Origin of the sequence: Paenibacillus barengoltzii G22 (genome assembly GCF_000403375.2) — a bacterium.
In the GTDB taxonomy this organism is placed as follows: Bacteria; Bacillota; Bacilli; order Paenibacillales; family Paenibacillaceae; genus Fontibacillus; species Fontibacillus barengoltzii.
Window position 1 is genome coordinate 1,052,231 of sequence record NZ_KE159652.1, and the last position, 14,423, is coordinate 1,066,653.

The following is a 14,423-nucleotide window of genomic DNA, read 5'->3' on the forward strand; positions in this document are numbered from 1 at the left end:
AATGAAAGAGTATCGGTGATCGGAAACCAGGAGAGGGGGCTTTTTCGTGGAACTGACAAGCAGCATGGCAAGGAAAAAACTGCTGAATCCCACGTTCGCCAGCCTGTGGCTGATTATGTTTTTGGTGGAGTTCGTGAAGGGGGCGCTGATCGTATCCATCCTGCCGGTTTACATGGGGGATGTGCTGAAGCTGAGTGCGTTTGCGATCGGGTTGTCGTTTTCGATGCAGTATATCGGGGATAATTTGTTCCGCAGCCCGGCGGGCTGGTTGATTGAACGGATTGGTTTTCGCCGGACGATGAGCCTGGGGCTGACCATCACCCTAGGTGCCGTTGCGATGATCGCGTTCCTTCCCTCTATGGGGTTTCTCGTGCTGGGCTGCGCGCTTCTTGGCATCGGGACGGCACCGCTCTGGCCCTGTGTTTTAATGGGCATCACTGCGGTAACGGAGGAGAATAACAACTTCGCGACAGCGATGGGGGTCATCCAAATTTCCAGCCTTGGCGGAACCGGGTTGGGGCCGGTTCTGATTAACTTTTTCCTAAATGATTCGTATCAGCCGATCTTTTGGTTCTTGCTCGGATGTCTTATGCTGGTCTTGCTGGTATCGTTGATGTTGCCAGGCAAAAAAGGCGGCTCCACCGCCGCGGGCTCGTCCAAAGCCGCCGTTCCCGCACATTCGCCCTCCGCCAAGATCGGAGGGATGTGGCGTCAACTGCGTGCTTCAATTCACCATATCCGCACGCAGTTGGACGTCAGCCCGTTGTTATATCCGGCGCTGTTCCTGCAATCCTTCTCCGTCGGGCTGCTGACGCCGGTCATCACGCTGTATGTCCGGACGGAGCTGGGCCTGTCGCCGGAGACGTTCAGCGCCATGCTCGTGATCGGCGGCGGGATCACCGTCTTGGGGCTAATTCCCGTCGGCAAGCTGGTCGATCAGCTGGGGACGCGTTGGTTCCTGCATATCGGCTTCGCTCTGGCGGCGCTCTCGATCGGCCTGTTTGCGATGACGCGGGAGGTCGCCCTGGTCTGGTCGTTTGTGATCCTGATCGGATGCAGCTATGCGTTAATTCTCCCGACCTGGAATACGATGATCGCGCAAATGATCCCAAGCGGGGAGAAGGGAACGATTTGGGGCCTGTTTCTCACGATCCAAGGCTCCGGCATGGTTGTAGGACCGATCATCTCCGGCAAAATGTGGGACCTGCTTGGCCCAGCTGCCCCGTTTTTGACCAGCGCAGTCACGATGGCGTTGCTTTTCTTCCTGCACCTTGGCCTTGTCCGTACACAAAAAGCCTCCCCCAACCCATAAGGTCAGGGAGGCTTGAAGTGCTGGCCAGAAGGCAGGCCATCCATGGGTATAACGGACCGTAGTGACCTTATTGGTCGATTTCCCGGTCATTTCCCGCTGTAACGGACATCAGGGGCTTTATTTACCAATAGGGGCAACGGGCTTGCCGCTTATTCCATAAGTAAGGTCTTCTCAGTCCGTTAGCCAACAGGAGGTCGCTTAGGAAAGTCCGCAGCGTCTCTGGTGTCCGTTAGACCGCTTCTGCGTCATGCTTAAAACGCGCCTTTATACAATGGCAACAGCGTTTGGAACGTCTCTTCCACTGTGCGGATCAGCTTGGTTCCGTCGGATACGATCGGGTCGTTCCGCTCCAGCCGCAGTCCGCACAGGGCTTCGGACTTCTTGATCGTCTTCAGCTTCTCGGCCCAGGCCTTCAGCTGCTTGGCATCCGCTTCCCGGTTCGGTGTGCCGTCCGGGCTCATATGATCCAGGGACCAGTAGAACCCGTCTGGGATCGTCTTCTTGATTTGCGCCGCATGCTTGTCCAAATAATTGGCAAACACGGCCTTATTGGGGCTCTCGTAAATGACGGCGAAGATGATAAACAGGTGCGTGGAGAACATCCCGACCTGAAAATGCGGCAACGCCTTATACCCGCGCTTGCTGGCCGCCCAAGCGACCCATGTGTCATTCGGCGGGTTCACCGTCCGGCGCGCATGCTTGGCCACATGCGGGAACATCTCTTCTCCGCATAAAGCGGACAGGTACGGGGCCATCTCCGCACCCAGCGTCTCCAATTTAGGTCTAATGTGACTTATGATCGCTTCCATTCGGGACTCCAGCCCCGGAACGGTAAGCGCGTCGAAATCTTGTGTCGTAAAACCTTCAAAGGCCATCGTGTAGTACCTCCAACTTTCGGCATGGATCTCATTTCGTTCGATGTGCAACGGTACTAGTATAACATATTTTCCGCGGCAACTCCGGCCTGAACGGGCCAAAAATAATCAATAAACCAAGTTCCATTACATAAGATGGAGTATAAGATATGGTAAACCGTTAGGAGGGAGTGCCGTGAACAAAAGTTACGAAGTGGAATACTGCAACCTGGAACTCCGATTCGACCGCCGGCACATACAGCAATTGATTCGCGACTTGATCCAAGACGGGTATTCTTTATATTGGAGCGAAAACGAATCGCTCTTCATCATCTCCGTTCGCACTGGACGCAAGCTGACTAAGCTGCGGTTTCAGCGTCTCGCCAAAGGATACAAGCTGGTAGGCGACTACGTCATCCGCGATGCCAAGCTGGCGGAATGGCTGGAGAAGCTGATCGGCGATCTGCGCGGTCATGCGGTGGTCAAACGGATAAGGGATCGTCAGATCCTGGTCGAGAACATTTTATTCGGAGAAGTGATCCGCCTGGTGGAAATCTCGGGGATGGAGCATCGGGTTATTTTTCAAAAAGGACCCATTGTCGACATGGCGCAAATGGTTGAGATGTTCGCATCCGAAGCGGCAGAGGAACGGTTGGCACAACTGCAGAAGGAGCTGGATGCCGAGCTTGAGCGGTTGTTCGAGGCCATCCAACAGGGGGATGCCGAAGCCTCGGAAGCCTGCAAAGAGCGGCTGCGCAAGCTGAGAATGGAACTCATGCAGCTTGAATGGTAATGATGGATATGGCTCATCCTAAAGGAGTGAGTACCCGCCTCCTGCCGAACTACACACAACCTGAAATCGAAAGGCAAGCCCTTGGCTCCCACGGCGTTGGGGGTTGTTTTTTGGGCTTACGGCCAGGGTTCACTTCTGTACACAAAAGAGTTAAAATGATAATATTGATAAAAATAGTGTGCAAAGGATGGAGACCATGTCAAAACAACAAATCGGCGTCATCGGCTTGGCCGTCATGGGCAAGAATTTGGCCCTGAATATTGAAAGCCGGGGCTTTACTGTGTCCGTATATAATCGTTCCCCTGAGAAAACGCATGATCTGCTGAACAACGAAGGCAAGGGGAAAAACCTCGTCGGCACGTTTTCCGTTGAAGAGTTCGTGAACTCGCTGGAATCGCCGCGTAAAATTTTAATTATGGTACAAGCTGGTCCGGCGACTGATGCTACGATTGAACAGTTGCTGCCTTACCTGGATCAAGGTGACATCATCATCGACGGAGGCAATGCGCACTTCCCTGATACGCAACGCCGCAGTAAAGAGCTGGAAGCCAAAGGATTCCGCTTTATTGGTACCGGGGTATCCGGCGGTGAAGAGGGCGCTTTGAAAGGGCCTGCGATCATGCCAGGTGGACAAGAATCCGCTTATAAGCTGGTTGAACCGATTTTGACGGCGATTTCTGCCAAAGTAAACGGTGATCCTTGCTGTACATATATTGGTCCGGACGGAGCCGGCCATTACGTAAAAATGGTGCATAACGGCATTGAATATGGCGATATGCAGCTGATCTGCGAAGCTTATCATCTGCTGAAAGACGTGCTGGGCGTGGATGCCAAGGAACTGCACGAGATTTTCAGCGAATGGAACAAAGGCGAGTTGGACAGCTATCTGATCGAAATTACCGCCGACATCTTCTCTCAATACGATGAAGAAACCGGCAAACCGATGGTCGACGTCATTCTGGACGCTGCCGGCCAAAAAGGGACGGGGAAATGGACAAGCCAAAGCGCTCTCGACCTTGGCGTGCCGCTGTCCATGATCACGGAATCGGTATTCTCCCGTTTCCTCTCGGCGATGAAAGAAGAGCGCGTAGCCGCCAGCAAAATTCTGAGCGGACCTGCGAAACAACCGTTCAGCGGCGACAAGAAGGAATTTATCGAGAACGTGCGTAGAGCGCTGTTCGCGTCGAAGATCGTTTCGTATGCCCAAGGGTTTGCGCAAATGCGTGCGGCTTCCGAAGAGTACGGCTGGGATTTGAAATACGGCAACATCGCCATGATCTTCCGCGGCGGCTGCATCATTCGCTCCCAGTTCCTGCATAACATCAAGGAAGCGTATGACCGTGACCCTGCGCTGAAAAACCTGCTGCTCGACCCTTACTTCAAAAATATCGTGGAAAGCTATCAAGACGCATGGCGCAACGTGGTTTCCACAGCTGTGGCGTACGGCATTCCGGTGCCTGGCTTTGCCAGCGCGCTGTCCTACTATGACAGCTACCGTACGGAACGTCTGCCAGCAAACCTGCTGCAAGCGCAACGCGATTACTTCGGTGCGCATACGTTCAAACGCGTGGACAAGGAAGGCGTCTTCCACCATCAATGGTTCTAAACTACAGGTTAGGCTAAACGCGAAGCCGGAGGGACGAAAGCGTCTCTTCCGGCTTCTTTTTTCATGGTGAAAACAGGACAGCCTGTGTTATGATATGAAAAAGTTTACTCTGAACGAGTGCCTTTAGGATCGATGCAGAGCAAGTAGGTGATAACATGTTGCATCATAACATCGTGCTCATCGGCATGATGGGGACGGGAAAGTCCACCGTCGGCTCCCTGCTGGCAGCCGCAACCGGCAAAACGTTCGTTGATCTCGATCAACGGATTGTCAGGGAGGCGGGGCGGTCGATTCCGGATATTTTTGCGGCTGAAGGAGAAGCTTATTTCCGTGACCTGGAGTCTGCGGCATTGCGGAACACGCTGCAAGAGCAAGGGATTGTACTGGCGACCGGCGGCGGTGCGGTACTTCGTGAGGCAAATCGCCTGGCGATGCGAGACGGCGGCCTGGTGGTGGCGCTCCAAGCGACGGCGGACGAGATTCTCGCGCGAGTCGGGGAGGACCCGAACCGACCGCTCTTGGCCGGGGGGGCGAAGGAGCGGATCACCGCGCTGTTGGAGGAACGGAAGGAACTTTACGCTTTTGCTCATCTGACCGTGGATACTTCGGGGAAAAGCGCGGAACAAGTGGCGGCTGAGATTTTAACGCATTACCGCGGTTCTTGATTAATCACAACAAAGGGGAATGTGAACACTATGGACGTTATCGTTAGGCCTACGCTGGAGTTAAAGGGCGAAATCGGAGCATTATCCTCCAAAAACTATACAACTCGTTACCTGCTGGTTGCGGCTTTAGCGGAAGGGACAAGCACGGTATATTACCCGGCGCACAGTGAGGACAGTGACGCCATGCGCCGCTGCATCGCCGATTTGGGTGCGGTGCTGGAAGAGGACGAGGAGAAGATCGTCATCACCGGTTTTGGACGGCGGCCGAAGGACGTCAAGGAGCTGAACGTTGGGAACGCCGGGGCGGTTCTCCGGTTCTTGATGGCGATCGCGTCACTCTGCCCGGAGGTGACGTTCGTGAACACGTATCCGGATTCGCTGGGCAAGCGGCCGCATGATGACCTGATCGACGCCCTGGGACAGCTTGGTGTGGAAGTGAGTCACAACGAGGGGAAATTGCCGATCACCATTCGCGGTGGTGCGCCGAAGGGCGGGAAGATCCGCGTCTCCGGTTCGGTCAGCTCGCAGTACCTGAGCGCTTTGCTGTTCTTGACGCCGCTGCTTGACGAAGACAGCGAAATTGAGGTGCTTAACGATCTGAAATCGAAGGTCGTTGTGGGGCAAACGCTGGAAGTGCTGGAGCAAGCCGGGATCGTGATCCATGCCAGCGACGATTATATGCATTTCCGCGTGCCTGGACGGCAAAGCTATCAAGCGAAGACGTATACCGTGCAGGGGGACTATCCGGGCTCGGCGGCGATTTTGGCTGCGGCTGCCGTGACGAAATCGGACGTGAAGGTTCATCGGTTGGCCGAGCAGAGCAAGCAGGGTGAGCGCGCTGTTGTAGACGTGCTGCAGATGATGGACGTGCCGCTGACACATCAGAACGGTACGGTCCACGTGCAGGGCAATGGCCGGTTGCGGCCGGTGGAATTCGACGGCGATGCGGCGACCGACGCTGTGTTAGCGATGGTCGCGGCTGCAGTCTTTGCTGACGGGACGTCCCGGTTCTATAACGTGGAAAATTTGCGTTACAAGGAATGCGACCGGATCACCGACTTTTTGACCGAGCTGAAAAAAGCCGGCGCGAACGTCGAAGAACGCCAAGCGGAAATTATCGTCCACGGGCGTCCGACCGGCCTCGAAGGCGGAGTGACGATAAATGCGCATTACGACCACCGCGTCATTATGGCGTTGACCGTCGTCGGCTTGCGCTGCCGGGAGCCGCTGGTGATTAAGGATGCGCACCATGTGGCGAAATCGTATCCGCAATTTTTTGATCACATCACTTCGCTTGGTGCATCGATCGAACGGGTAGAATAAACTTGAACTAAGAGGCAAGGCGCTGGCTTCGCTGGCGTCGATAAAGGAGGATGGCCAAAATGGCATTTGAAAATCCAAGCCGTGAGGAAATCAAGGAGATTCTGTTGAACGCCGGTAACATTGCCGTCGTGGGGTTGTCGGACAAACCTGACCGCACCTCGTACATGGTTGCGCAAGCTTTGCAAAATAACGGCTATCGTATTATCCCGGTGAATCCGATGGTTAGCGGTGAAATTCTGGGGGAGAAGGTCTACCCAAGCTTGTCGGATATCCCGGAGCCGGTGGATATCGTCAATGTGTTCCGTCGCAGCGAGCAGACGCCGCCGGTCGCAGAGGAAGCGGTGAAGATTGGGGCTCGCGTGCTTTGGCTGCAACTGGGGATCTTCAGTGAAGAAGCGTATGAGATCGCCTCGAAAGGCGGACTCACCGTCATTATGGACCGCTGCATCAAGGTCGAAGATAGCATTCTGATCGGAAAACGCAGTTAAGCATGGCCCATCCAAGAGGACCCATCCGAATTCGGAGGGCCCTCTTTGAGTTGCGTGTTTTTTCTTTGACAAATTTAAGGGGCTAGGATTACCATAATGAAATAGATAGAGGGCATCCTATAGAGAAAGTTCAAGAATGAATAGTGCCTTAGGTTAGGAACTTACAAGCAGGACTAGGGGGTCACTACATGATACAGGGGATCGGAGCAGCAGCGGGAGTCGCCATCGGCAAAGCTTTTGTGCTGCCCGCCTGGGAATGGGACGTACCGGATCGTCGAATGGAGAAGGTGGATCTCGCCAAGGAATTCGAGCGATTGTACGAAGGTATTCGCACGTCCAAAACCGAAATCGAAGTGATGAAGAACGAGATTAAGGAGACGGTGGGTGCGGAGGAATCCGGTATCTTTGATGCCCATCTGGCGATCCTGGAGGATCCCGTATTTATGAGCGAAATCCAGGGGATTATCGAACGCCAATACAAGGCGGCGGAGGTTGCCGTCAAGGAAGCAATCGATCATTTTGTCACGATGTTTGACCTGCTGGATGACGAATATATGAAAGAACGGGCCCTCGACATCAAGGATGTCGGCAATCGCCTGCTGAAGCATTTGCTGGGAACGCCGGACATCACTTTGCCGGCGGATACGCAGCCTTATATTTTGGTGGCGAAGGAGCTTTCTCCCTCGCAGTTGGTCCATTTGAATCCGGACAACGTCTTGGGCATGGTTACGATGGCCGGCGGGAAAACGTCGCACTCGGCGATCATGGCGCGGGCACTGGGCATTCCGCTGGTATCGGGGCTTGAGAACAAGCTGACCGAGCCGTTGCAGACGGGCGATTTGCTAGTCATCGACGGCGACGAAGGGTACGTATATCTGAATCCGGAGCCGGAGATCATCGCCCGGTATACAGAGCTGGCGGAGAAGCAACGCCGCCGCAAAGAACAACTGCAGCTGCTGGCTGCTGTGGAAGCGGTCACCAAAGACGGCGTACGCATGCGGCTCGCCGGCAATATCAGCTCCGTGAAGGACTTGGAGCAGGCGTTAAAGCACGGCGCGGAAGGCGTAGGATTGTTTCGTACAGAATTTTTATATATGGACCGGTCCACTTTTCCTGGGGAAGATGAGCAATTTGAGGTGTACCGGCAGGTTGCGGAGAAGGCTGGGCCGCATCCGGTTACGATTCGGACGCTGGATATTGGCGGCGACAAGCAGCTGGAATATTTCGAGCTGCAGGAAGAGGAGAACCCGGTGCTGGGCTATCGTGGAATTCGCATCAGTTTGGACAGCCGGGAGTTGTTTCAAACCCAGCTTGCTGCGATTTTGCGCGCCAGCGCTTATGGGAAGATGAAAATCCTGTATCCGATGATCTCCTCGCTGGAGGAAATCCGTGCGGCGAATTCGATTTTGGAGGAAGCCAAGCAGGATTTGACCCGGCGGGGAATCGCCTACGATCCCGATATACAAGTTGGCATTATGATTGAAATTCCGGCCGCGGCGGCGATTGCCGATCTGCTGGCCCAAGAGGTGGACTTCTTCAGCATCGGCACCAACGATCTGGTACAGTATGTGCTTGCTGTTGACCGGATGAACGAGCAGATCGCTCACATGTATCATCCGTTCCATCCAGCCGTCTTGCGACTGTTGCGTCAAACGGTGCAAGCGGCTAAGGATGCCGGCATCACCGTAAGTGTCTGCGGTGAAATGGCCGGGGACGAGAAGGCGGTGCCGTTATGGCTGTATCTTGGCGTCACCGATCTGAGCATGTCGCCGCAGGCGCTGCTGCGGGTGAAGCACCGCATCTTGAACTCCGATTCGCGGGAGAGCAAGGAAGTGGGCGCGGCTTGCTACCGCTTACCGACCAGCAATCAAGTTGAAGCCGAACTGGTCCGCTATGCACACGAGCTGGAGCAAGAGCGTTTGAGCAAATAAAACAGGCCGTCCTTCCGGGTCAGCATGGACATCGGGGACGGCCTTGTTTTGTTATGTTGCGGCTTGGGGGCGCGTGCGGCTGGAGTGCAGATGGCGAATAGATCCCTCGCTAACTCCACGTTCGCTCCGTGCCTTCCTGAGTTGAGATGTAAAAGTGCAGTTGAGTTTTGTCGAACTCGCCTCAATCGGCTAGTTGAAATGCAAAAGTACAGTTAACTTTGGGGGAATCGGTCCGATAGCGGACTTTTCAGCCGATCTGAACTGCACTTTTGCATTTAAGACCCGAATTTCAGGATGCTCGGCGGATTTAAGCTGCACTTTTACATTTGGCGGAAACAAGATGCGCACGTCACAATCCCGCTATTCTCCGCGCCGACACACACATCTCCGCACTTATACTACCTTACGCACCATTACCCCCGGTTCGCCACCGCATCCACGAACGCTTTGCCGTAAGCCGGCAGGTCCGGCGGGCGGCGGGCCGAGATGATGTGCCCGTCCACGACAACGGGCTCGTCCACCCAAATCGCGCCTGCGTTCTGCATATCGTCGCGGATCCCTGGTGTAGACGTAACGGTCACTCCTTTCAGGATCCCCGCGGAGATGAGTACCCAGCCGGCGTGGCAGATTTGCCCGATCGGCTTCTTCGCTTGGTGCAGCTCGCGAACGAGCTGAAGCACCTTGTCGTATCGGCGAAGCTTGTCCGGCGCCCAGCCGCCGGGGACAAGAATGCCGTCATACGCGTTGGCATCGATTTCCTCGAAGGCAAATTCCGCTTCAGCGGGGACCCCGTATTTGCCAATGTATTTTTTGCCTTTCACTGGACCGGCTAAATGCACCTCCGCTCCCTCTTCGCGAACGCGGTAGACCGGGTACCATAGCTCCAAATCTTCAAACTCCTCATCGACTAAGGCAATGATCCTTTTACCATTTAATCTCAAATCCAACTCCTCCTGTCTTTTATGGCACTTGACGAAAATTCGATTCAATATTTTAATTGTATCAAAAATGATGACTCTTACTATGCCTGGCTCTTTCTGAAACCTTTCCAAATATGGCAATTTAAAGTATCTTTTGCTAACGGAAGGAGATTCTTGCGGGCGAGTCGAATAAGAACAATATTCTAAATTAAAACGTCTATCGATGTGCACGCGGTGTGTACGTTCTAAGTCACGAGTTGAGTGGAGCGGCAGTGAAATCGTTTTGCCATCTAAGGCAGCGGAGGCTCCGATACAAGAGACTTACTTATACTAGCAATATCAGTCGGAACAAAAAAAGCAGAGGACTAAGATGAGGTGGTACTGTGCGTAAGCACTGTCAGTGCGGGAAAATGATGAACCTGGGCTTCAGGCTGGTCATTTTTGAAGGAATCTATGAAATCGACCGTGTTCCAATTTACGAGTGCGAAGATTGCGACTTCTACGAAGTGCTTCCGGAGGTGAAGTCGGATTTGACGGACCTGCTGGCTGAGCTCAAGAAGGAGGCGCCGAGCGGCCGCATTTATTTTACCGAGCGGAACGAGCTGGCAGACTTGATCTTCAGCATTTATCGTCAATGGGACGGAGCGGATTACGAATCCTTTGAAAATCTGTTGGAGCAGCAATGTGAGGAACGAATCAACATGCTATTGGACCTGTACGGCGGGGCCAAGAACTTAGGCGATCTGGATTGGATGAATGAAATCTCCAAACGTCTATCCCAATTGTCTAAATTTGTAAAGAATCGACAACTTTCCAAGGCTAATTGACGATTTTACTCGATTTTTGCAAATCATTTGTAAATAAAAGTTGTATTTTCATTTCTCTTTTTGTTAAGATATCAACAGAACATCTGGAGATTCTTATTCGATCAAAAAGGGGATGAGACGTCATGTCCAAATGGATGAGAATACAATCGATCCAAGAGCTGAACGATGCTTTGGAACGCTCCGCAAGCCAGCCGTTGTTGCTATTCAAGCACAGTACCCGCTGCCCGATCAGTGCCGGGGCACATATGGAAGCGGAGGCTTATTTAAACGGAACTCCGCGGGAAGACGTTACATACGGGCTGATTTACGTTATCGAGAACCGAGACGTATCGAATGAGGCAGCCGAGCGGCTTGGCGTCAAGCATGAATCCCCGCAAGCGATCCTGATTAAGGATGGACAAGCCGCCTGGCATACGTCCCATTCTAAGATCACGAAGTCGACTTTAGAGGAGATTTTACGCTAAGTGAAGCGTTAACATTGCATTAAGTAGTATTTTGTCGTATCATAAATTTAATTGAAGCTCTGGATCTTTACCGGATGAATGAGTGAAAATCTATTGGCAATGGAGAGAAGAATGTGACGGTTACCATTTATGATGTGGCACGTGAAGCAGGCGTCTCGATGGCCACGGTTTCCCGGGTTGTCAATAACAATCCGAACGTGAAACCGCAGACCCGGAAAAAGGTTTACGAAGCGATAGAACGGTTAGGCTACCGGCCCAACGCTGTAGCCAGGGGGCTTGCCAGCAAGAAGACCACCACTGTAGGTGTGGTTATCCCCGATATTTCGAATTCGATTTTTGCGGAAATCGCTCGGGGCATCGAAGATATTGCGAACATGTATCACTATAACATTATTTTGTGTAATGCCGACAAACGGAAAGAGAAGGAGATCCGCGTCATCAACACCTTGCTCGAGAAGCAAGTGGACGGGCTCCTGTTCATGGGCGGAACCGTAACGGAGGAGCATATTCAAGCGTTCCAGACGTCTGCGGTACCGATCGTGCTGTGCGCAACGAGCGACGAGAACGGCCAATATCCATCCGTGGATATTGATCACGAAGCCGCTGCATTTGACGCCGTCAGCACACTGGTTCGCCATGGACACCGCGAAATCGCGATGATCAGCGGAACGTTGCAGGATCCGGCGAACGGCTATGCCAGATTCCAAGGGTACAAGCGTGCGCTGGAAACCGCAGGCATTCAGTACCAGGAGGACCTGGTGCGGATCGGCAACTACCGTTATGAATCCGGCGTGGAAGCAATGAAGTATTTCCTGGGGCTGAAGAAACGGCCGACAGCGATTTTCGCCGCAACGGATGAAATGGCGATTGGCGCCATCCACAGCATTCAGGACGAAGGCTTGAAGGTGCCGGACGATTTCTCGATCATCAGTGTGGATAACATCCGCATGGCTTCGATGGTACGTCCTCAGCTGACAACGGTCGCTCAACCGATGTATGATCTCGGTGCGGTAGCGATGCGTTTGCTGACGAAGCTGATGAAGAAGGAAACGGTTGAGAACCCTCGGGTCATTCTGCCGCACGAGACGATCTTGCGCTTGTCTGTTAGCCACCTGTAAGGCTATTGTTGCGATTGACGTTTCGGCTTAGAGAGATAAGTAACACATAGATATATATGAAAAAGGTTAACAACGGACAAAAAGCTCCTTGCATAAGGAGCTTTTTTGAGCATTTTGAGCGATTTTTGGTGAATCGGAGGATCGGAGGGAGGATTGAACCATGTACAAAACCATTGGCCTGATGGGGGCCATGGATGAAGAGATCGCGTTACTGCTCGACAAGGTGGAGCACCAGGAGGCGGTTGACGTGGCTGGAACGCGGTTCGTCAAGGGCGTGCTCCATGGGCAGAATGTAGTCGTGTGTAAATCCGGCGTCGGCAAAGTGAACGCGGCAGCTACAACACAAGCCCTGATCGACCGCTTTGGCGCGGATACGATCTGGTTTACCGGGGTGGCGGGAGCAGTGCATCCTGAGCTGAATGTAGGCGACATCGTCATCTCGTCAACTTGCCAGCAGCACGATATGGACGCGCGGCCGCTAGGTTTTGCGCGCGGAATCACGCCGTACCAGGATGTCTCTGACTTTCCGGCTGAATCTGGACTCATCCGCTTGGCCGAGCAAGCCTGTGCCCGTCAGTGTACAGACCATCAATATCGGGTTGGCCGGGTGCTGTCCGGTGATCAGTTTATTGCGAATCGGGAGTTTGTCAGCTCGGTGCTGTACGGGGAACTGAACGGTGCTTGCGTGGAAATGGAAGGGGCGGCGCTCGCCCAGGTCTGCCATCGGAACGGAGTGCCGTTTATCGTACTCCGCTCCATTTCGGACAAAGCCGACGGCTCTGCGGATGTTAATTTTGCCGAGTTTACGGTGCTGGCGGCCCGTCGTTCATTTGCCATTCTCAACGATATGGTTCAGCATGTGGGTGAGCGAAGTAAATCATAAAAACTCAGGTGGGGTTCACAGCGAAGCCCCACCTGAGTTTTAGGGATAATCCTGTAAAGCGACCGCGAGACTCTCGCGGTTTTTTGCTGTAATTTCCGCACGGCGGGGAATGCCCTCCCAGTGGGATAGATCATCAAGCCAAGCCGCAGGAAGCTGGAACGGGGTCTGCGGCTGCCAGCGGTTGATCCAGGCTTGCGGCAGCGGAAGCAGCGGGCTCTGAGACAGGGAAGCGATTAATGGGTTATCGCTCATCTCCAGCCATAGCAAGCTCCACGCCCGCGGGACGACTCGCCAGAAATCGTAACCGCCGCCGCCCATCGCCACCCAGCGGCCCTCACAATACGTATGGGCCAGCTCGTGCAGGATCGCCGGCATATCGCGATAGATCGCCATGCTGCAGTGCATATGCGACAGCGGATCCAGCGCATGGGCGTCGCAGCCGTGCAGACTGACAATCACATCCGGCTGAAAATGCGCGGTTAAGCGCCGAATTGACTCCTCGAAGCATTCCATCCAAGAGGCATCCTCCGTATAAGGCTGGAGCGGCAGATTCATACAAGCGCCGTAGCCTTGATGCTCGCCGCGTTCCGGAAGGAAGCCGGTACCTGGGAATAAGTATTTTCCGGTCTCGTGGATGGAATAGGTGCAAACATCGGGGTCTGAATAGAAGCTCCACTGTACCCCATCCCCGTGATGGACGTCCGTGTCAACGTACAGAACGCGTGCGCCATACTTTCGACGGGCATAGTCAATGGCCACTGCGGCATCGTTGTAGACACAGAAGCCGGCGGCTTTCGCCGACAGGGCGTGATGCAGGCCGCCGCCGAGATGCAGGGCGTGGGTGGTGGAGCCGGACAGCACGGCTTCTACAGCCGTAATCGTTCCTCCAACGACCCAGGCAGCCGCTTCATGCATGCCGGGAAAATACGGCGTATCCTCGTCCAACAGCCCGAACTGCTCGCCGCGCGTGATCCAGTCCGCCTCGGGATTCGGGCGGCTCAGCTGTTTCACCGCTTCAACATACGCTGGCTGATGGATCCATAGCAGTTCCTCGTCGGTTGCCGGGCGCGACAGGTGCATTTGCTGCGGCGTCAGTGCGCCCAGCTCCTGCAGCAAGTCCATCGTCAGTTCCAGCCGGATCGGATGGAACGGATGGCTGTCGTGAAACCGGTAGTTCATCGCCTGTTCATGGTGGACAAATAAAGCGCTTCCAGGCATGGATTCATCACGCCTTCCTTT

At 54.0% G+C, this 14,423-nt stretch carries 14 protein-coding genes; 11 read left to right on the forward strand and 3 right to left on the reverse strand.

What is annotated here, in order from left to right; genetic code table 11:
- Positions 1-46 precede the first annotated feature (46 nt).
- Positions 47-1,312 carry an MFS transporter gene (locus C812_RS04895; protein ID WP_016311572.1) on the forward strand — a complete coding sequence of 422 codons (1,266 nt, stop codon included), beginning with the start codon at positions 47-49 and terminating at the stop codon, positions 1,310-1,312.
- A 251-nt stretch (positions 1,313-1,563) separates the two neighbouring features.
- Here C812_RS04895 and C812_RS04900 read toward each other — a convergent pair whose 3' ends face one another.
- Positions 1,564-2,187, reverse strand: a complete 624-nt coding sequence (locus C812_RS04900; RefSeq protein WP_016311573.1) for a YktB family protein — start codon at positions 2,185-2,187, stop codon at positions 1,564-1,566.
- Between the two features lie 175 nt (positions 2,188-2,362).
- Here C812_RS04900 and C812_RS04905 point away from each other — a divergent pair, with 175 nt between their 5' ends.
- From C812_RS04905 to ptsP, 6 genes are all read left to right on the forward strand, one after another.
- Positions 2,363-2,959 carry a hypothetical protein gene (locus C812_RS04905; protein ID WP_016311574.1) on the forward strand — a complete coding sequence of 199 codons (597 nt, stop codon included), beginning with the start codon at positions 2,363-2,365 and terminating at the stop codon, positions 2,957-2,959.
- Positions 2,960-3,155: 196 nt separating this feature from the next.
- Positions 3,156-4,565 (forward strand): NADP-dependent phosphogluconate dehydrogenase, encoded by a 1,410-nt coding sequence (gene gndA, locus C812_RS04910; protein ID WP_016311575.1) that lies wholly within the window; start codon positions 3,156-3,158, stop codon positions 4,563-4,565.
- Between the two features lie 155 nt (positions 4,566-4,720).
- Complete coding sequence (locus C812_RS04915; RefSeq protein WP_016311576.1) at positions 4,721-5,230, forward strand: shikimate kinase; 510 nt, start codon at positions 4,721-4,723, stop codon at positions 5,228-5,230.
- Positions 5,231-5,260: 30 nt separating this feature from the next.
- Complete coding sequence (gene aroA / locus C812_RS04920; RefSeq protein ID WP_016311577.1) at positions 5,261-6,553, forward strand: 3-phosphoshikimate 1-carboxyvinyltransferase; 1,293 nt, start codon at positions 5,261-5,263, stop codon at positions 6,551-6,553.
- Between the two features lie 59 nt (positions 6,554-6,612).
- The gene (locus tag C812_RS04925; RefSeq protein WP_016311578.1) at positions 6,613-7,041 is read left to right on the forward strand and encodes a CoA-binding protein; all 429 of its coding nucleotides are present in this window, start codon (positions 6,613-6,615) and stop codon (positions 7,039-7,041) included.
- A 188-nt stretch (positions 7,042-7,229) separates the two neighbouring features.
- Positions 7,230-8,972, forward strand: a complete 1,743-nt coding sequence (gene ptsP, locus C812_RS04930) for a phosphoenolpyruvate--protein phosphotransferase (RefSeq protein WP_016311579.1) — start codon at positions 7,230-7,232, stop codon at positions 8,970-8,972.
- Positions 8,973-9,385: 413 nt separating this feature from the next.
- Here the strand turns inward: ptsP and C812_RS04935 are convergent, their stop codons facing one another.
- Positions 9,386-9,913, reverse strand: a complete 528-nt coding sequence (locus tag C812_RS04935; RefSeq protein ID WP_016311580.1) for a type 1 glutamine amidotransferase domain-containing protein — start codon at positions 9,911-9,913, stop codon at positions 9,386-9,388.
- A 362-nt stretch (positions 9,914-10,275) separates the two neighbouring features.
- Between C812_RS04935 and C812_RS04940 the strand changes: the two genes are divergently transcribed.
- The 4 genes from C812_RS04940 to C812_RS04955 all read left to right on the forward strand — a co-directional run bounded on the left by C812_RS04940 (position 10,276) and on the right by C812_RS04955 (position 13,184).
- Complete coding sequence (locus C812_RS04940; RefSeq protein WP_016311581.1) at positions 10,276-10,719, forward strand: hypothetical protein; 444 nt, start codon at positions 10,276-10,278, stop codon at positions 10,717-10,719.
- A 122-nt stretch (positions 10,720-10,841) separates the two neighbouring features.
- The gene (ytxJ, locus tag C812_RS04945; protein WP_016311582.1) at positions 10,842-11,183 is read left to right on the forward strand and encodes a bacillithiol system redox-active protein YtxJ; all 342 of its coding nucleotides are present in this window, start codon (positions 10,842-10,844) and stop codon (positions 11,181-11,183) included.
- 113 nt (positions 11,184-11,296) lie between these two features.
- Complete coding sequence (gene ccpA, locus C812_RS04950; protein WP_016311583.1) at positions 11,297-12,301, forward strand: catabolite control protein A; 1,005 nt, start codon at positions 11,297-11,299, stop codon at positions 12,299-12,301.
- Between the two features lie 160 nt (positions 12,302-12,461).
- Positions 12,462-13,184 (forward strand): 5'-methylthioadenosine/adenosylhomocysteine nucleosidase, encoded by a 723-nt coding sequence (locus C812_RS04955; RefSeq protein WP_016311584.1) that lies wholly within the window; start codon positions 12,462-12,464, stop codon positions 13,182-13,184.
- A gap of 39 nt (positions 13,185-13,223) precedes the next feature.
- Here C812_RS04955 and C812_RS04960 read toward each other — a convergent pair whose 3' ends face one another.
- On the reverse strand, positions 13,224-14,402 hold the full coding sequence (locus C812_RS04960) for an acetoin utilization protein AcuC (RefSeq protein ID WP_016311585.1): 1,179 nt from the start codon (positions 14,400-14,402) through the stop codon (positions 13,224-13,226).
- Between the last annotated feature and the right edge of the window lie 21 nt (positions 14,403-14,423).